Annotated in this window: 15 protein-coding genes and 1 pseudogene; 11 read left to right on the top strand and 5 right to left on the bottom strand. The window is 72.3% G+C overall.

The window, feature by feature from the left end:
* Window positions 1–10: 10 nt before the first annotated feature.
* The 3 genes from GL259_RS22240 to GL259_RS22250 all read right to left on the bottom strand — a co-directional run bounded on the left by GL259_RS22240 (window position 11) and on the right by GL259_RS22250 (window position 2,616).
* Complete coding sequence (locus tag GL259_RS22240; protein ID WP_159535120.1) at window positions 11–601, bottom strand: hemerythrin domain-containing protein; 591 nt, start codon at window positions 599–601, stop codon at window positions 11–13.
* 9 nt (window positions 602–610) lie between these two features.
* A complete protein-coding gene (locus GL259_RS22245) occupies window positions 611–1,810 on the bottom strand; it encodes a hypothetical protein (RefSeq protein ID WP_159535121.1) in 1,200 nt (399 codons plus the stop codon).
* Between the two features lie 368 nt (window positions 1,811–2,178).
* Window positions 2,179–2,616 carry a hypothetical protein gene (locus GL259_RS22250; RefSeq protein WP_030745488.1) on the bottom strand — a complete coding sequence of 146 codons (438 nt, stop codon included), beginning with the start codon at window positions 2,614–2,616 and terminating at the stop codon, window positions 2,179–2,181.
* A gap of 556 nt (window positions 2,617–3,172) precedes the next feature.
* Between GL259_RS22250 and hemL the strand changes: the two genes are divergently transcribed.
* The 10 genes from hemL to GL259_RS22305 all read left to right on the top strand — a co-directional run bounded on the left by hemL (window position 3,173) and on the right by GL259_RS22305 (window position 13,729).
* Window positions 3,173–4,489 (top strand): glutamate-1-semialdehyde 2,1-aminomutase, encoded by a 1,317-nt coding sequence (hemL, locus tag GL259_RS22260; RefSeq protein WP_159535123.1) that lies wholly within the window; start codon window positions 3,173–3,175, stop codon window positions 4,487–4,489.
* Between the two features lie 47 nt (window positions 4,490–4,536).
* Entirely contained in the window at window positions 4,537–5,184 is a 648-nt protein-coding gene (locus GL259_RS22265) for a histidine phosphatase family protein (RefSeq protein ID WP_159538860.1), read from the top strand.
* Between the two features lie 147 nt (window positions 5,185–5,331).
* Window positions 5,332–6,633 carry a hypothetical protein gene (locus GL259_RS22270; RefSeq protein WP_208026624.1) on the top strand — a complete coding sequence of 434 codons (1,302 nt, stop codon included), beginning with the start codon at window positions 5,332–5,334 and terminating at the stop codon, window positions 6,631–6,633.
* Between the two features lie 66 nt (window positions 6,634–6,699).
* Window positions 6,700–7,329 (top strand): TlpA disulfide reductase family protein, encoded by a 630-nt coding sequence (locus GL259_RS22275; protein WP_159535125.1) that lies wholly within the window; start codon window positions 6,700–6,702, stop codon window positions 7,327–7,329.
* A 1-nt stretch (window position 7,330) separates the two neighbouring features.
* Window positions 7,331–8,104, top strand: a complete 774-nt coding sequence (locus GL259_RS22280; protein ID WP_159535126.1) for a cytochrome c biogenesis protein CcdA — start codon at window positions 7,331–7,333, stop codon at window positions 8,102–8,104.
* A 4-nt stretch (window positions 8,105–8,108) separates the two neighbouring features.
* Window positions 8,109–9,854, top strand: a complete 1,746-nt coding sequence (locus GL259_RS22285; RefSeq protein ID WP_159535127.1) for a cytochrome c biogenesis protein ResB — start codon at window positions 8,109–8,111, stop codon at window positions 9,852–9,854.
* Window positions 9,851–10,960, top strand: a complete 1,110-nt coding sequence (ccsB, locus tag GL259_RS22290; RefSeq protein WP_159535128.1) for a c-type cytochrome biogenesis protein CcsB — start codon at window positions 9,851–9,853, stop codon at window positions 10,958–10,960. Before GL259_RS22285 ends, ccsB begins: the two co-directional genes overlap by 4 nt.
* 79 nt (window positions 10,961–11,039) lie before the next feature.
* Window positions 11,040–11,654: an RNA polymerase sigma factor gene (locus GL259_RS22295; RefSeq protein WP_159535129.1), complete on the top strand. Its 615-nt coding sequence runs from the start codon at window positions 11,040–11,042 to the stop codon at window positions 11,652–11,654.
* Window positions 11,651–12,598 carry a CU044_5270 family protein gene (locus GL259_RS22300; protein ID WP_159535130.1) on the top strand — a complete coding sequence of 316 codons (948 nt, stop codon included), beginning with the start codon at window positions 11,651–11,653 and terminating at the stop codon, window positions 12,596–12,598. Before GL259_RS22295 ends, GL259_RS22300 begins: the two co-directional genes overlap by 4 nt.
* Window positions 12,599–12,961: 363 nt before the next feature.
* Entirely contained in the window at window positions 12,962–13,729 is a 768-nt protein-coding gene (locus GL259_RS22305; protein ID WP_159535131.1) for a CDP-alcohol phosphatidyltransferase family protein, read from the top strand.
* On the opposite strand, the gene GL259_RS22310 is transcribed toward GL259_RS22305, so the two are convergent.
* Entirely contained in the window at window positions 13,668–14,438 is a 771-nt protein-coding gene (locus GL259_RS22310; protein WP_159535132.1) for a TioE family transcriptional regulator, read from the bottom strand. The two genes, GL259_RS22305 and GL259_RS22310, sit on opposite strands and share 62 nt — an antisense overlap.
* 10 nt (window positions 14,439–14,448) lie before the next feature.
* Entirely contained in the window at window positions 14,449–15,045 is a 597-nt protein-coding gene (locus GL259_RS22315) for a TetR/AcrR family transcriptional regulator (protein WP_159535133.1), read from the bottom strand.
* 153 nt (window positions 15,046–15,198) lie between these two features.
* On the opposite strand from GL259_RS22315, the pseudogene GL259_RS22320 reads away from it, so the two are divergent.
* Window positions 15,199–16,978: pseudogene (locus GL259_RS22320) on the top strand (protein kinase).
* Window positions 16,979–17,019 lie beyond the last annotated feature (41 nt).

Consider the following 17,019-nt stretch of genomic DNA (forward strand, 5'->3'; position numbering starts at 1 on the left):
GGACGCGGAGTCAGCCCTTGCCCATGGCCTTGCGGACGGCGTCCTTGGTGCGGTCCATGAGGGCGGCGACCGGTCCGAGGGCCACGTTCTTCGCACCGGACTCGACGCCCGGGTGGGGCCGGGTGGGCGCCATCGCCTCGGCGGCCTTGACGGCTTTCGCCATCGTGGCCAGGCCGGTGGTGTCGGTGCTGCGGCGGATGTGGGTGAACTCGTAGCGTTCCTCGGCCCGCGCGTGCTCCTGGACTTCCTTGCGCAGCTTCAGCAGCCGGGGCATGAACGTCGGGTCGTCGGTGTCCATCTCGTCGAGCGCGGCCAGCGTCTCCTTGGCCGCCCTCTCCTCGGCGAGGCGTTCCTCCACGACCTGCTCGCCGCCCGGGAGACCCTTCCGGGCGAAGGGGTGGACGACCTCCTCCTCGGCGGTCTCGTGCACGGCCAGCAGCCGCACCAGACGGCGGAAGGCGTCCCGGCGCTCCTCGCCCCCGGCGGCCTCGACCTCGTCGAAGAGGTTGCGGATGTCGCCGTGCTGGCGCATCAGCAGGGCGACGACGTCATCGTCCTTGGCCCTGTCGTCCCCGGCGTGCGGAGTCTTCAGCTCGGTCATCCCGGCCCCCTACTTCTCGCGCTGCGCGGGGTCGGGGTGCTCGCCCTCGGTCTGGACGCGGTACTCGCGGCCGAACATCTCGTCGTGCTCGGTGATCACCCGGTCGCTCGGCGGTGCCTCCCCGCCGTGGATCCGCTCCTGCATCTGCTCGAACCGCTCGTGCGCCTCGCGGACGTAACCCGCGCCGAGCGTGGTCAGGTCCATCTGGGTGTCCAGCAGCTCGCGCACGTACTGCTTGTTCGGCTCGAAGGTGAGCACGTCGGGCAGCTCGGGGGCCAGCACCGAGGCGGGGTCGCGGCCGTCGTGCCGGCGCATCAGGTCGCAGGCGGCGTGCAGGTGCTCCAGCTCCATGTTCAGGTGCAGCTCCCAGATCGCCTTGACCTTGGGGTCGCTCTCCTGCTCCATGAAGGAGTGGTAGAGGTAGCACTCGTTGTACTCGTGGTTGACCAGCTGCTCCCACCACGTCTCGCCCGGGTCCACGAGGGACTCGTAGTGGGTGACGTGCTCCTCCTCGATCAGCCCGATCTCCTGGTAGAGCTGGCGGGCGATCGGCTCCATGTAGGTGGGGCCGGTGTTCATGTAGAAGTTCATGGTCTGCTGCTCCGCCGACATGATCGTCAGCGCGTGCAGCTTCGACAGCGGGTCGGTCCGGTCCTTGGCGTACGGGTCGCGGACGTTGTCGACCGGGTCGCGGTGGTGGAACCTCGTGGGCCGGCCGGGCATGACCTCGGTCAGGTTGTCGACGATCGACTCGGCCTTGCGGTGCTCGATCATCTCGTACAGGTTCGCGTACCGGTACAGGTGGTCGAAGTCCTCCAGCACCCCGAACTGGTACGCCTGCTTCAGGTACGGGTCCGGCTCCATCCGCGCCACCCACGCCGTCAGGTCCACCGCGACCTGCTCGTAGGCGATCGTCGTCTCCAGCACCGACGACACACCGGGCAGCAGCCAGTTCACGACCTTCTGCTGCTGGGCCTCGACGTAGCGCACCCGCGCCAGCTGCCGCTTGACCTCGGGGTCGGCGGTGTGGCGGGCGAGCTGGTGGCTGAAGAGGATCGCCTCCACCTCGATCCCGTTCATCGTGATGATCCGGCAGCGGGTGTACGGGTCGCAGTGGTCCGGGTCGATCGGGTCCACGTTCAGCTCACGCCAGCTGCGCAGCTGCCGGTCCAGCGGGATGCCCCGCTGCTCCAGGGGATTGAACGTCATAAGGCGTGCCTCCTGAGGACGAGGGGGGGACTCGCGCGCCGCTGGGGTACCCCGTTTCAGGCGACGAGCACGGACGTGGTCCTCAGTCTGTTCACGACGGGTGCTTTCCAGCCACCGCTCACACCCGCGGGCCGCGCGGTTCCCCTCTGTGGGTCAACCGGGCGGGCGGACACCGTGCTCATCGGCGAGCATGTCCCGCCTCACCGGACGGCACGGCGGTCAGCGGCGGACGACGGCGGCCGCCCGCCGCTCAGGGCACATCGGCACCTCCCGGCAGAACCGGTGCGCCCCGGCCGTTCGACGGCTCCTCCCGGGCACGGAAGAGGGCGAGGCCCGAAGGCCCCGCCCACGAGCACCGAAACCCCGGGTCAGGGCCACACCAGGCAGTACGCCTGGTGCCCCGCCTCGTGCAGCCGGTGCGAGAAGTCCTGCCACTCGTGCAGCAGCTGGTACACGTTGAACGCGTCCCGCGGTCCGCCCCGGTCCGGGACCGTCGACCAGATGAACGCCGCCGCGCCCACCGCCTCCTCGCCTATGTCGCGCAGGGGGTCGACGACCGTCATGGGGAGCTTCACGACCGCGTAGTCGGGGTGCAGGACGACCAGTTCCAGGGGCGGGACCTTGTGCAGGGGGACGCCCTCGATGCCGGTGAGGACCATGGCGGCCATGGTCTCCGGCTTGATCTTGGTGAACATGCCGTTCATGCCGAGCTCGTCGCCGCCGAGTTCCTCGGGGCGCATCGAGATCGGGACGCGGGCCGCGGTGGCGCCGTCCGGCGCGCCGAAGTACTTGTACGTCACCCCCACCCGACCACCATTCCCGCTTCCCGCCCTCAGCGGGCCGGTCCGTCCGTCGAACCGTTCTTCGATACGTCTGTCGATCCGCCTGGGCTCACCCGGTACACCGCGTGTCCGGCGCGCCTCGTCCGTGTTCTCCGTTTTCTCCGCGTTCTCCGCCTCGCGTCGGTGCCTTCCCCGCCGGGCACGTCGAGGACCCAGGTCATCGGTCCCCTCGCCCAGTCCGCCACCGCGATGCATATCTCCACCCGACTGCTTTTCTAAGGCGCGCGGCCCCCGCCGCGCAACCCGATCATCGTGTCAGTGACCTCCCCCACGGCCGCCCGCCGAAACGTGCGGTGAAACATCTGCCCGCGGGAACTTCGCAGCCTCCGGCCGGCCCGGGCCGTGTGGGCTGTGTAGCGGAGGCCAGTTTCGCAGATCACGGCGGTTCCGGGGCCGGATGCCCGGGGGCGGGGGGCTCGCTCCGTGGGCGCGCACCGCCCCTGGCCTACCCTGGACAGGTCCTCGCACCCGGAGCCCGGGAAACCCGAGAAGTCGGAGAAGGTCGGAGAAGTCGCAGGTCATGAGCGAACTGCCATACCCATACGAAGCCCAAGCCTCGCAGGCGCTGTTCGACCGTGCCGCGGCCGTCACGCCGGGCGGTGTGAACTCGCCGGTGCGCGCCTTCCGCGCGGTCGGCGGCACGCCCCGGTTCATGGTGTCCGGCAGCGGGCCGTACCTGACCGACGCCGACGGGCGGGAGTACGTCGACCTCGTGTGCTCCTGGGGGCCGATGATCCTCGGGCACGCGCACCCCGAGGTGATCGCCGCCGTGCAGGAGGCCGTCGCGCGCGGTACGTCCTTCGGTACGCCCGGTGAGGGCGAGGTGGCGCTCGCCGAGGAGATGGTCGCCCGGATCGAGCCGCTGGAGCAGGTGCGGCTCGTGTCCAGCGGGACCGAGGCCACCATGTCGGCGATCCGGCTCGCCCGCGGCTTCACGCGGCGCACCAAGGTGATCAAGTTCGCCGGGTGCTACCACGGCCACGTCGACTCGCTGCTCGCCTCCGCCGGCTCCGGTGTCGCCACGTTCGCGCTGCCCGACACCCCCGGCGTCACCGGCGCCCAGGCCGGCGACACCATCGTGCTGCCGTACAACGACCTCGACGCCGTGCACGCGGCCTTCGCCGCGCACCCCGGCGAGATCGCCTGCGTGATCACCGAGGCGTCGCCGGGCAACATGGGCGTCGTGCCGCCGCTGCCCGGGTTCAACCAGGGTCTGAAGGACGCGTGCGCCGCGAACGGCGCGCTGTACATCTCCGACGAGGTGATGACGGGGTTCAGGACCAGCCGTGCCGGGTGGTACGGCGTCGACGGCGTCCGTCCGGACCTGATGACCTTCGGCAAGGTGATGGGCGGCGGCTTCCCGGCCGCGGCCTTCGGCGGGCGGGCCGACGTCATGGCGCACCTCGCCCCGGCCGGGCCCGTCTACCAGGCCGGCACCCTCTCCGGGAACCCGGTCGCCACCGCCGCGGGCCTCGCCCAGCTGCGGCTGCTCGACGACGCCGCGTACGAGAAGGTCGACGCCGTCTCCGCGCAGATCCAGTCCCTGGTCACCGAGGCGCTGACCAAGGAGGGCGTGGCGCACACGCTGCAGAACGCCTCCAACATGTTCTCCGTGTTCTTCACCGACCGCCCGGTGCGCGACTACGAGGACGCCAAGGCGCAGGAGTCGTTCCGCTTCACCGCCTTCTTCCACTCCCTCCTCGAACACGGCGTCTACCTGCCGCCGTCCTCCTTCGAGTCCTGGTTCGTGTCCACCGCGCACGACGAGCGGGCCGTGCAGCGGATCGCCGACGCCCTGCCGGCGGCGGCCCGGGCCGCGGCGGAGGCGACGGCGTGAGCGCGCGGGAGAAGAACCGGGACGGTGACGTCACCGTCGTCCACCTCATGCGGCACGGCGAGGTCGAGAACCCGGACGGGATCCTCTACGGCCGCCTGGCCGGCTACCACCTCTCCGAGCTGGGCCGGCGCATGGCCGACCGGGTCGCCGAGCACCTCGCCCCCCGCGACGTCGTCCACGTCGCCGCCTCCCCGCTGGAGCGGGCGCAGGAGACGGCCGAGCCGATCGCCAAGGCGCACGGGCTGGACATCGCCACCGACGAGCGGCTGATCGAGGCCGAGAACGTCTTCCAGGGCAAGACCTTCGGCATCGGTGACGGGGCGCTGCGCCGCCCGGCCAACTGGAGGCACGTCGTCAACCCGTTCAAGCCGTCCTGGGGCGAGCCGTACGTCGACCAGGTCATCCGCATGATGGGCGCGCTGAACGCGGCCAGGGACGCGGCGCGCGGCCACGAGGCGGTGCTGGTCAGCCACCAGCTGCCGATCTGGATCGTGCGGTCCTACGTCGAGAAGCGGCGGCTGTGGCACGACCCGCGCAGGCGGCAGTGCACGCTCGCCTCGCTGACCACCTTCACCTACCGGGGCGACCGGATCGTCTCCGTCGGCTACAGCGAGCCGGCCCGCGACCTCGTCCCCGCCCATCTGCTCGCCGGCGCCAAGCCGGTGAAGGGGAAGGGCAAGGCCTACGGGGCGTAGCCCACGCCGTCCGCACACCGTCGCCGCGTTCGTTGCGAAACCTCCGCAGTCGACGGGAACCTCCGTCTGCGTCACGTCCTCTGAGTGGGTGACCACTTTCAGGACGTGACGATCGGGGATGTCATGCGCGCTCTCACTCGCAGGGGGATGCTCGGGCTCGGCGCGGGTGCCGCGGCCGCCGTCCCGCTGGCCGGCTGCGGCAGCCACACGGGGTCGGACGGTGCGGGCCCCGCCGGCGGTTCCCGTCCCGGGGGGAGCGGCGACCGGCCCGGGAAGCCGGGGCCGGGGCCGACGAGGACGGCCCGCCCGATCGGCGACGGCTCCACCTCCTTCACCGGCGGACAGCCCCGCCAGCCCGCCCGCCCGGTGCCGCTGGAGCCGGGTCAGGCCCCGCCGCAGTTCGTCGTCTTCTCCTGGGACGGGGCCGGCGAGGTCGGCAACGGGCTCTTCCCGCGCTTCCTGGACCTCGCCGAGGAGCACGGCGCGCACATGACCTTCTTCCTCTCGGGCCTGTACCTGCTCCCCGAGTCGAAGAAGCGGCTCTACGACCCGCCGAACAACCCGCGCGGCGCCTCCGACATCGGCTACCTCACCGACGGCCACATCAAGGACACGCTGAGGAACCTGCGCCGTGCCTGGCTCGAGGGGCACGAGATCGGCACCCACTTCAACGGCCACTTCTGCGCCGGCCCCGGCAGCGTCGGCACCTGGACGCCGCGGCAGTGGCGCAGCGAGATCGAGCAGGCCAAGTCCTTCGTGAAGCAGTGGCGGACCAACTCCGGCTGGACCGACCTGGAGCCGCTGCCCTTCGACTACGACAAGGAGCTCGTCGGCGGCCGTACGCCCTGTCTGCTCGGCCAGGACAACCTGCTGCCCACCGCCAGGGAGCTCGGCTGGCGCTACGACGCCTCCTCGCCCGGCGGGCGTCAGGTCTGGCCGGCGAAGAAGCAGGGCATGTGGGACCTCCCCCTCCAGCAGATACCTTTCCCCGGACGTTCCTTCGAGGTCCTGTCGATGGACTACAACATCCTCGCCAACCAGTCGCTCAACTCGACCAACGCGCCCGCCCACAACCACCCGCGCTGGCGGGAGCAGGCGACCGAGGCGTACATATCCGGCTTCAGGCGGGCGTACGAGACGAACCGGGCGCCCTTCTTCGTGGGCAACCACTTCGAGCAGTGGAACGGCGGCATCTACATGGACGCCGTGGAGGAGGCGCTCAAGCACATCGCGCGCGAGCGGGAGAAGGGCGGCGACGTGCGCCTGGTCTCCTTCCGGCAGTTCGTCGACTGGCTGGACGCGCAGAAGCCGGAGGTCCTCGACCGGCTCCGCACCCTGGAGGTCGGCGAGGAGCCGGCCGGCGGCTGGAAGGACTTCCTGAAGGACGCCGGCGGCGCCACCGCCGGGACGGGCGCCACCGCCGGGACGGGAGACCGGAACGCCGCCTGATGTGCGGGTTTCCACCGGCACGGGGGGTGCGCAAGATCCCCAGAACGGGCATGCGAAACTTTTCACATGAGTGCCGCCAGCCGCGCCCCCCAGCGCTCGAACCGCGCCACCCGCGTCCGCCGCCGCGCCGCCCTGACCGCCGGTGCCGCCGCGGTCGCACTGCTCGTCTCCGCGTGCAGCTCCGGCGGAACGTCCGGCGGGGGAGGCGACACCGGCTTCGTCACCGGCACCGACGGCATCTCCACGGTCGCCGAGGGCAAGCGCGACGCCGCGCCCGACCTGTCCGGCAAGACCCTCGAGGGCGAGCAGCTCGACGTCGCCGACTACCGGGGCAAGGTCGTCGTCCTCAACGTCTGGGGCTCCTGGTGCAACCCGTGCCGCGCGGAGGCCAAGTACTTCGCGCAGGTCTCGAAGGAGTACGCCGACCGGGGCGTGCAGTTCGTCGGCATCAACACCCGGGACGGCAGCACCCGCTCCGCCCTCGCGTTCGAGGAGGAGTTCGGCATCACCTACCCGAGCCTGTACGACCCGACGGGCAAGCTGATGCTCCGCTTCGAGAAGGGCACGCTCAACCCGCAGGCGATCCCCTCCACCCTGGTCCTGGACCGGGACGGGAAGATCGCGGCCCGCTCGCTGTCCCAGCTCGACGACGTACGGCTGCTGAAGATGCTCAAGCCGGTCCTCGCGGAGAAGTGACGTGACGGCCCTGCACACGCTGGCCGCCGGCCCGGGTTACAACGACACCGTGCTCAACGGCGCCCTGCTGGTCGCCCTGCCCATCGCCCTGCTCGGCGGGCTCGTCTCCTTCTTCTCGCCCTGCGTGCTGCCGCTGGTCCCCGGCTACCTCTCCTACGTCACCGGCGTCTCCGGCACCGACCTGGCCGAGGCCCGGCGCGGACGCATGGTCGCCGGCGCCTCCCTGTTCGTGCTCGGCTTCACCGTCGTGTTCGTCTCCGGCGGAGCCTTCTTCGGCTACTTCGGGCAGACGCTGCAGGAGCAGTCGGGCGTCCTGTCCAAGGTGCTCGGCGTCTTCATGGTCCTCATGGGCGTCTTCTTCATGGGCCTGATGCCCTGGCTCACCCAGCGCGAGTTCCGCTTCCACAAGCGGCCGGCCACCGGGCTGGTCGGCGCCCCCGTCCTCGGCGCCCTGTTCGGCATCGGCTGGACCCCCTGCATCGGCCCCACCCTCGCCTCCGTGCTGACCCTCTCCGCCCAGCAGGAGAGCGCCGGGCGCGGCGCCGTCCTGACCGTCGCGTACTGTCTGGGGCTGGGCGTGCCCTTCGTACTCGCCGCCGTCGCCTTCCGCAAGGCGCTCGGCGCCTTCGGCTGGGTCAAGCGGCACTACGTCTGGGTCATGCGCATCGGCGGCACGATGATGATCGTGACCGGTGTGCTGCTGCTGACCGGCGCGTGGGACAGCCTCGTGGCACAGATGCAGACCTGGTCCAACGGCTTCACTGTGGGGATCTGACGCGATGAGCAAGACGACAACCGACGAGACCCCTGGCGGCACCGACCTCCGCGACCAGGACCAGGACCTCGGCGCCGCCGGCTCCCAGCTGTCCACCGCCCCCGAGGAGGAGCCGCCGAACCTGCCCTCCCTGGGCGTCATCGGCTGGGCCCGCTGGTTCTGGCGGCAGCTCACCTCCATGCGGGTCGCGCTGCTGCTGCTCCTGCTGCTGTCGCTCGGCGCCATCCCCGGCTCGCTCATCCCGCAGACCGGGATCGACGAGACGCGGGTCGCCGACTTCCGCGAGCGGCACGAGACCCTCGCGCCGATCTACGACAAGCTCGGGCTGTTCAACGTCTACAGCTCGGTGTGGTTCTCGGCGATCTACCTCCTGCTGTTCGTCTCCCTCATCGGCTGCATCGTGCCCCGCACCTGGCAGTTCGTGGACCAGCTGCGCGGCCGTCCGCCGGGCGCCCCGCGGCGGCTGACCCGGCTGCCCGCGCACACCACCTGGCGCACCGGGACCGCGCCCGAGGAGGTCCGCGAGGCCGCGCTCGCCCTGCTGAAGAAGCGCCGCTTCCGCGCCCACGTCGTCGGTGACGCCGTCGCCGCCGAGAAGGGCTACCTGCGCGAGGCCGGCAACCTGGTCTTCCACATCGCGCTGATCGTGATGCTGATCGCCTTCGGCTGGGGCCAGCTGTTCAAGTCCGAGGGCAACAAGCTGATCGTCGAGGGCGACGGCTTCTCCAACACGCTCCCGCAGTACGACGACTTCAAGTCCGGCAGTCTCTTCGACGCCGGTGACCTGGAGCCGTTCAGCTTCACGGTGAAGGAGTTCACGGGCACGTACGAGCGCAGCGGCCCCAACAAGGGGACGCCGCGCACCTACGAGGCCGGCCTCACCTACAGCGAGGGCGCCTACGGCGAGGAGAAGAAGACCACCGTCAAGGTCAACAAGCCGCTGGAGATCGGCGACGCCAAGGTCTACCTCGTCAGCCACGGCTACGCGCCCGTCGTCACCGTCCGCGACGGCAAGGGGAAGATCGTCTTCCAGGACGCCGTGCCGCTGCTGCCGCTGGACGCCAACGTCACCTCCTCCGGCGTGGTCAAGGTCCTCGACGGCTACCGCAACCCCGAGGGCGAGAAGGAGCAGCTCGGCTTCAACGCCTTCTTCGTGCCCACCTTCGGCGGCTCGGCCACCGGCACGATGCTCTCCCAGTTCCCGGCGCTGGACTACCCGGTGCTCGCGCTGTCCGCCTACCACGGCGACCTCAGGGCGGACTCGGGCATCCCGCAGAGCGTGTACCAGATGGACAAGAGCAAGATGAAGGAGTTCAAGGACGCCGACGGCGAGCTGTTCAAGAAGCTGCTCATGCCCGGCGAGACCATGAAGCTCCCGAACGGCGCCGGCTCGGTCACCTTCGAGAAGGACGTCAAGGAGTGGGCCGGCTTCCAGGTCGTCCAGGAGCCGGGCGGCGGCTGGGCCCTGGGCGGTGCCGTCGCCGCGATCGGCGGCCTCGCCGCCTCCCTGTTCATCCAGCGCCGCCGCGTCTGGGTGCGCGCGGTCGAGGGCCCCGACGGCGTCACCGTCGTGGAGATGGCCGGGCTCGGCCGCAGCGAGTCCGCCAAGGTGCCCGAGGAACTCGGCGACCTCGCCGCGATCCTCTACGACCGGGCCCCCGGCGCCCCCGACCCGGAGGACGCCTCCCCGGACACCTCCGATCCCACCGATCCCCAAGCCGCACCTGCCGAAGGGGCTGAGCAGCAGTGACTCTCGCCGCCGCGACCAACGAGAGCCTGGCGGAGATGAGCAACGTGCTCATCTACTCCGCGATGGCCGTCTACACCCTGGCGTTCTTCGCGTACATCGCCGAGTGGATCTTCGGCAGCCGCAGCAAGGTCGCCCGCACCGCCGCCGCGCTCACCCCCGGCGCGCAGGCGAGGAAGGCGCCGGCGGTCACCACCGACAGGGCCGGCGGCACCGCCGTACTGGAGCGGCCGAAGGTCGTCGTGCGGGCCGCGGCCGGCTCGCGGGACGTGCCCGACGGGCCCGGGGCGCACGGCGGGGACGAGCAGGGCGACCTCTACGGGCGGATCGCGGTCTCCCTCACCGTGCTCGCGTTCCTGCTCGCGTTCGGCGGGGTGCTCACCCGCGCGCTGTCCGTGGAGCGGGCGCCGTGGGGCAACATGTACGAGTTCAACATCACCTTCTCCACCACCGCCGTCGGCGTGTACCTCCTGCTGCTGGTGCTGAAGAAGAACGTGCGCTGGCTCGGGCTGTTCCTGACCACGTCGGTCCTCCTCGACCTCGGTCTCGCCGTCACCGTCCTGTACACCGAGAGCGACCAGCTGGTCCCCGCGCTCCACTCGTACTGGCTGTACATCCACGTCTCCACGGCGATCCTGTGCGGCGCGGTGTTCTACGTCGGCGCGTTCGCCGCGATCATGTACCTGTTCAAGGACTCCTACGAGAACAAGCTGGCGAACGGCGGCAGGCCCGGCACCTTCGCGACCTCGGTCCTGGAGCGGCTGCCCGCCTCCGCCTCGCTGGACAAGTTCGCCTACCGGGTCAACGCGGCCGTCTTCCCGCTGTGGACGTTCACGATCATCGCGGGCGCCATCTGGGCCGGCGACGCCTGGGGCCGCTACTGGGGCTGGGACCCCAAGGAGGTCTGGTCCTTCATCACCTGGGTCGCCTACGCCTGCTACCTGCACGCCCGCGCCACCGCCGGCTGGAAGGGCCGCAAGGCCGCCTACCTGGCCCTGCTCGCCTTCGGCTGCTGGCTGTTCAACTACTACGGCGTGAACATCTTCGTCTCCGGCAAGCACTCCTACGCCGACGTCGGCCTGGGCGTGCTCCAGGCCGCCGGCTTCTGACGCACCGCCCACCGCCGAGGCCGGTTCCCGTGACCCACGTCACGGGAACCGGCCTTCGCCGTGCGGACAGGCAAGGAGCGTGGACACGAATCTGCGGAGACGCATCCGCGCGGGGGACCACGACGCCTTCGGCGACCTCTTCGACGCGTACGCGCGCTCCGTCTACAACCATGCCTTCCGGCTCACCGGCGACTGGGCGAGCGCCGAGGACGTCGTCTCCCTGACCTTCCTGGACGCCTGGCGGCTGCGCGCCAAGCTCGACGAGGAGGGCGGTTCGCCCCGGCCCTGGCTGCTCGGCATCGCGACCAACGTCACGCGCAACACCCGCCGCGCCGCCCGGAGACACGCGGCCGCCGTGGCCCGCCTGCCGCGCGACGGGGCCGTGCGCGACTTCGCCGACGAGGTCGCGGGACGCGTGGACGACACGGCGCAACTGGCCCTCGTGCGGACCGCGCTGGCGAAGCTGCGCCGCCCCGAACGCGAGGTGCTGGCGCTGTGCGTGTGGTCCGGACTGGACTACGCCGCCGCGGCCCGGGCCCTCGGCGTGCCCGTCGGCACCGTCCGGTCCCGCCTCTCCCGCGCCCGGACGAAGCTCGCGAAACACCTCGAAGAAACGGAACCCCCCGCACACCGCGGACAGGGGAAAGGTGACCGCACCACCGCGGTCGGGCCCCTGAGGGAGGAAAACCGATGAACCGGCTCCCCGAGCTCCCGGAGCTTCCGGAGAGAGACCTTCCGCCGGCCCGTCACCGACTCCTCAAGGAGCATCTGATGACCGAGATCCGGCGCGAGGACCCGGCACCGGCCCCCGGACGGAGCAAGTGGCTCCGGCCCGCGCTCGCCGCGGCGGCCGTCGCGACCGCCGCCGCCGTCACCCTCGTGGTCCTCCCGTCCGGTGACGGCGGAGCGAGTGCGCAGCCACCCGGCAGGGCGACGGTCGCGCTGCTGGAGGACATCGCCCTCGCGGCCGAGCGCCGGCCGGACCACGGCGCCGTCAGGGACGACCAGTACGTGTACATCGACAGCAAGGTGTCCTTCTCGCAGACCGGTGAGGGGACGAAGACGAAGATCCAGCCGCTGCACCGGCTGGAGACCTGGCACGCGGTGGACGGCACCCGCGCGGGACTGGTGCGCGAGACGGGCCGGGGCGAGTGGACCGGTGAACCCGACGCGCAGCCCGGGGAACCCGGTTACGAGGTCACCACCAACTACCGCCACCTCTCCACGCTCCCCACCGACCCGGACGCGATGTACGAGTGGCTGCGGAGCACGGCGTCGAAGTACAGCGGGCAGGAGACCGAGCAGGCCATGTTCGTGCTGGTCGCCGACCTGGTCCGGGACGCCCTCGTGCCGCCGGAGCAGAGCGCCGCGCTCTACCGGGCCGTCGCGAGGATCCCGGGCGTGACGCTCGTCGAGAACGCGGTCGACGCCGTCGGACGCAAGGGCGTCGCGATCACCCGGGAGGACCCGGACAACCCCACCCGTGATGAGTGGATCTTCGACAGGAGGACCTTCGAGTTCCTCGGGGAGCGCAGTGTGGCGGTCGAGGACCACGCGGACGTGGAGAAGGGCACGGTCACCAGCAACACGGCCGTGCTCCGCCGCGCGGTCGTGGACGAGGCGGGCCGACGGCCGTAACCGGCCGCCCCCTCACGTCCGGCGTCCTCGCTCCACAGCTGTGGACGACGCGCGGTGGATCCCCGCGTCCTCGCGGTGCGCTCCGGACCGTCCAGCGGCACGATCCCCACGCCGTGGCCGGCCCTGCCCGGGCAGGGCCGGCCGGCGCCGGACGGGGGCGTCGCTCCCGGCGGGACCGGCACGGGCCTTTGCGCGGACGGTCACCGGACCCATCGGTTCCCTGCGGCCCGGACCGGCGCGGAGCGGGCGGTCCCCGGGGACGCCGGTCCGTGCCGGGCCCGCGTCGGGACCGCCGGACCCGCTCTGTACCCTGGCCCGATCATCGCCGCATGGTCGGCAGTTGGCCCCGGGTGGGAGGAAGTCATGGGTGCCGCACCGGTACTTGAGGAGCTGCGGGAGGTCTGCCAGCCGCAGGCCAAGCTGGCGAGCCGCAACGGCGAGCACTGGGCCGGCCGGCTCTACATGCGCAGGATCTCCCTGCGCACCACCCGCCACCTGGTGCGCACCCCGGTCACCCCGGACCAGCTGACCTGGACCATGGTGGTCTGCGGGGTCGCCGCCGGCGCCGCGCTGATGATCCCCGGCCTGACCGGCGCGGTCCTCGCCGTGGTCCTCATGCAGCTGTTCCTGCTCTTCGACTGCGTGGACGGCGAGGTCGCCCGCTGGAAGGGCCAGAACAGCGCGGCCGGCATCTACGTCGACCGGCTCGGCGCGTACCTCGCCGACGCCGCGCTGATGGCGGGCGCCGGCTACCGGGCGGCCGAGTCGGGCGCCGGCGGCTGGCTGTCGGTCGGCATCGCCACCGCCCTCGGCGTCGTCCTGCTCAAGGCGTCCACCGACCTGGTGGACGTGGCCCGCGCCCGGCGCGGACTGGCCGTCGCCGACGACGAGTCCACCCGCCCGCGCTCCCAGGGTGTGGCCACCGTGCGCCGGATCGCCGCCGCGTTCAGGATCCACCGGGTGACCAACGGCATCGAGGCCTCCCTCGTCCTGCTGGCCGCGGCCGTCGCCGACGCGGCGACCGGCGGCATCGAGCCGACGCGCTGGGCGCTGGGCGCGCTGGCCGTCATCACGTGGGTGATGGTCCCGGCCCATCTGCTGTCGATCCTGTCGTCGTCGCGGCTGCGCTGAGGTACTCCAGGTATCCGTGGAGGGCGCCCGCGCCCTCCAGCATGGCCCTCGTGCGGGCGGTGAGCGCCTCGCCCCGCGCGCCGATCGCCGCCCGCAGCGCCTCGCTGCCGCCCTCGCGGCGCATCCCCTCCAGCACCGGGCGGATCTGGTCGAAGAGGTGATGGCTGCGGCGCAGCGTGTGGACGATCCGGGCGTCGCGCACCTCCGCCGGGCCGTACACGCGGTACCGCGTGCCGCGTTCGCGCCGCGGGGCCAGCAGCCCGGCCGCCTCCCACACCCGCAGCGCCGACGTCCGTACGCCCAGCAGCGCGGCCACCTCCCCGATCCGCAGCCCCGCGCGGGGCACCGGAGCGGGCTCCTCCCCGGCCGGCGCCCCCAGTGCCTCCAGCGCCTCGCGCGCCGCGCGCAGGGAGGCCCGCTCCTCGTGCAGCGCGGCGTGCGCGGCGTCGACCAGGGCGAGCGCGGCCGGCACGTCGCCGTCGTGCACGGTCCGCATCACCGGGGTCGCCGTCACCGGCCCGTACCCCCCGAGCAGGGCCCGGTAGGCCAGCAGCGCCCGCCGGTGCGCCTCGCCGAAGACCCGGTGGCCGGAGGGGGTCCGCGTCGCGGGCGGCAGGACGCCGCTCTCCTCGTAGTTGCGGATCTGCTGCGTCGAGACCCCGGCCAGCCGGGCCAGGTCGACGGAGCGCAGGCGGCGTTGTCCGGACATCGGTGCGAGGCTACTCCGCGCTGATCGAACGCCAGATCCGTTCCGGCAGGAGGCGTGCGGCCTCGTCCAGGTCGACGTCGCCGAAGTCGGCGAGCCAGCGCCGTGCCGTGCCGACGACCGGGCCGAGCACCAGGGACTCGATCAGGGGGATCGGGAGCGGAGCCACCTCGCCGGCCTCGATCCGGGGCCGCAGCCACTGTGCGAACGCCGAGACCCTGGCCTCCTGGGTGTCGCGCAGCTCCCTGCCCCGCTCCATGCCGACCCGGTCCGCCCGCGAGGAGTGCACGAGCAGCGCGGCGGCCCGGTTCTCCCGAACGAACGTCAGATAGGTGCGGGTGAGGACGTCCACGCCCTCGCGGGCCGTGCGGGCCGACACCAGGGCCGTGGCCAGTTCGCCCAGCAGCCGGCCCAGCCAGCGCTGGGTGAGTGCCTCGTACAGCCCGTCGATGCTGCCGAAGTGGTGGTAGAGGCTGCCCAGGCTGACCCCGCTGGCCCGGGTGACCGCGCTGACGGTGAGTCCCTGCTCGCCCGACTCCCCGTAGACGCGCAGGGCCGCGTCCAGGAGCTGCTCGGCGGTGACCTCGCCGCGGTGCTGCTTGGGGCTCATCGCAGGGTCGTCGTCCCCTTCTGGAATGAATTTCTAGAATCCTCTTCCAATCCTAGCCCGGGCTGATTCAGACTGGTCCCAGCCGGCGTGCGTGTCCGCCCGTGAGGTGCGGGGGAACGGGCGGGCCGCCGTCGGTCGAGCGGTGCCGAACCGCTGGAGGACGACGACCCGCGCCGGATCGGGGCGATCCCGCTGCTGGGACGCCTCGGGGCCGGCGGGATGGGCCGGGTCTACCTCGGCGTGCACGAGGGGCGCTACGCGGCGGTCAAGCAGCTGCTGCCCTCGGTCGTCGGTGAGGACAATGACTTCCTGCGCCGCTTCGGGCACGAGCTGGACAACCTCGCGCGCTTACCCGAGGAGGCGACCGCCCCGCTCCTCGTGGGCGACCGCACCGCCCGGCCCCCGTGGTTCGCCACCGCCTACGTCCCCGGGCTCACCCTGCACGAGGCCCTCGAGGTCCACGGAGGCCCCCTGCCCGCCGACGCCCTGTGGCTGCTGCTGCGCGAGGCGGCCTCGGGCCTGGCGGCGGTGCACGCGCTGGACATGGTGCACCGGGACCTGAAGCCGTCCAACGTCATGCTCACCCTCGACGGCCTCACCCTCATCGACTTCGGCGTGGCCCGCGCCGCCGAGCAGAGCCGGCTCACCCGCACCGGCATGGTGGTGGGCACGCCCGCCTACATGTCCCCCGAACAGGCCTCGGGGGCACGGCGGTCGACCGGCGCCGTCGACGTGTTCGCCCTCGGGTCGGTCCTCGCGTACGCGGCGAGCGGCCGGCCGCCCTTCGGCGACGAGTCGGGACCCGGCGTGCTGTACCGGATCGTGCACGAGGAACCCGGCCTCGACGCCGTGCGCGCGCTCGACCCCGAACTCGCCGAGGTGGTCGCGGCCTGTCTGGACAAGGACCACGAGGGGCGGCCGACCGCCGCCGAACTGGTCGAACACGCCGAGCGGCACGGCCCGTTCACCCCGCCGCTGTGGCCGCGGGCCGTCACGGAGCGGCTGGCCGAGCGGGCCGCCTTCGCCGCGAGGACGCCCCGCGCCGACGAACTGCCGGAACCCGCCGGGCCCGTCACCCCCGCCGGACCCGCCGCTCCCGTCGTCACTCCCGCGCGGTCGGGGAAGCCCGAACGCCGGCGGCGCACCCGCGTGGTGTTCGCCGTCGTTCCGGTGGTCGTCGTGGCCGCGGGGACGACGATCGCGATCCAGCCCGTGCCGCACACGTCCGGCCCCGGCGCCGAGGCCCGTGCCACACCGTCCGCCTCCGCCCCGGCGTCGCTCGACCCCGTGCCGTCCTCCTCACCGCGGGCGAAGGAGGAACCGCGGAAGTCGCCGTCCCCGTCACCCTCCGGGGGCGGGGACGACGCCCGCGCGGCAGGCGGCGGTCCGGCGGGCGACGGCCCGGGCGGGAGCGGCGACGGCGGCTCCGGCGGCCCGGACGACCCGGGCGCGCCGGGGGGTACGGGCGCCTCCGCGGGCTCCACGGGCTCCACGGGGTCAGGCGGTTCCGGCGGTCCGGGCGGTCCGGACGGTCCGGACGGCGGGTCCGGTGACACCGGGGCCCCGGCCTCCGGTCACTTCGGCCTCATGAACGGCGAGGACCGCAAAGTGCCTCGTCGAGGTCATCAACTCCACCGACACGGGCTTCTGCACCGACTCGGCCGCCCACTGGACGTTCGCGAGCGGGGCGGGCGGCGCGGTCGAGGTCGTCAACGGGGACAGCGGCTCCTGCCTGAAGGCGAACATGAAGGGCCAGGCCGTCTTCACCGCGGACTGCGCCCAGGGCGGCACCTCGGTGCTGTGGCGCCGGGGCTCCGGCGACACGCTCAGCAGCGTCTCCAACGGCGGCTGCCTCGACCTGGCCTTCGGTTCCGGCCTCGCGACCCAGAACTGCGCGCCGGGGACGGCGTCCCAGCGCTGGACGAAGGTGTAGCCCGCGGCGGGAACCGGCGCCCCCCGGTCGACCCGCTCCGG

The organism is Streptomyces sp. Tu 3180, from assembly GCF_009852415.1.
Lineage (GTDB): Bacteria > Actinomycetota > Actinomycetes > Streptomycetales > Streptomycetaceae > Streptomyces.

Excerpts from the sequence above, each read along its gene's own strand:
- GL259_RS22275 (WP_159535125.1), top strand. The coding sequence starts at position 6,700 with ATGAGTGCCGCCAGCCGCGCCCCCCAGCGCTCGAACCGCGCCACCCGC.
- GL259_RS22305 (WP_159535131.1), top strand. The coding sequence starts at position 12,962 with ATGGGTGCCGCACCGGTACTTGAGGAGCTGCGGGAGGTCTGCCAGCCG.
- GL259_RS22270 (WP_208026624.1), top strand. The coding sequence starts at position 5,332 with ATGCTCGGGCTCGGCGCGGGTGCCGCGGCCGCCGTCCCGCTGGCCGGC.
- GL259_RS22310 (WP_159535132.1), bottom strand. The coding sequence starts at position 14,438 with ATGTCCGGACAACGCCGCCTGCGCTCCGTCGACCTGGCCCGGCTGGCC.
- GL259_RS22285 (WP_159535127.1), top strand. The coding sequence starts at position 8,109 with ATGAGCAAGACGACAACCGACGAGACCCCTGGCGGCACCGACCTCCGC.
- hemL (WP_159535123.1), top strand. The coding sequence starts at position 3,173 with ATGAGCGAACTGCCATACCCATACGAAGCCCAAGCCTCGCAGGCGCTG.
- GL259_RS22240 (WP_159535120.1), bottom strand. The coding sequence starts at position 601 with ATGACCGAGCTGAAGACTCCGCACGCCGGGGACGACAGGGCCAAGGAC.
- GL259_RS22315 (WP_159535133.1), bottom strand. The coding sequence starts at position 15,045 with ATGAGCCCCAAGCAGCACCGCGGCGAGGTCACCGCCGAGCAGCTCCTG.
- GL259_RS22300 (WP_159535130.1), top strand. The coding sequence starts at position 11,651 with ATGAACCGGCTCCCCGAGCTCCCGGAGCTTCCGGAGAGAGACCTTCCG.
- GL259_RS22265 (WP_159538860.1), top strand. The coding sequence starts at position 4,537 with ATGCGGCACGGCGAGGTCGAGAACCCGGACGGGATCCTCTACGGCCGC.
- GL259_RS22245 (WP_159535121.1), bottom strand. The coding sequence starts at position 1,810 with ATGACGTTCAATCCCCTGGAGCAGCGGGGCATCCCGCTGGACCGGCAG.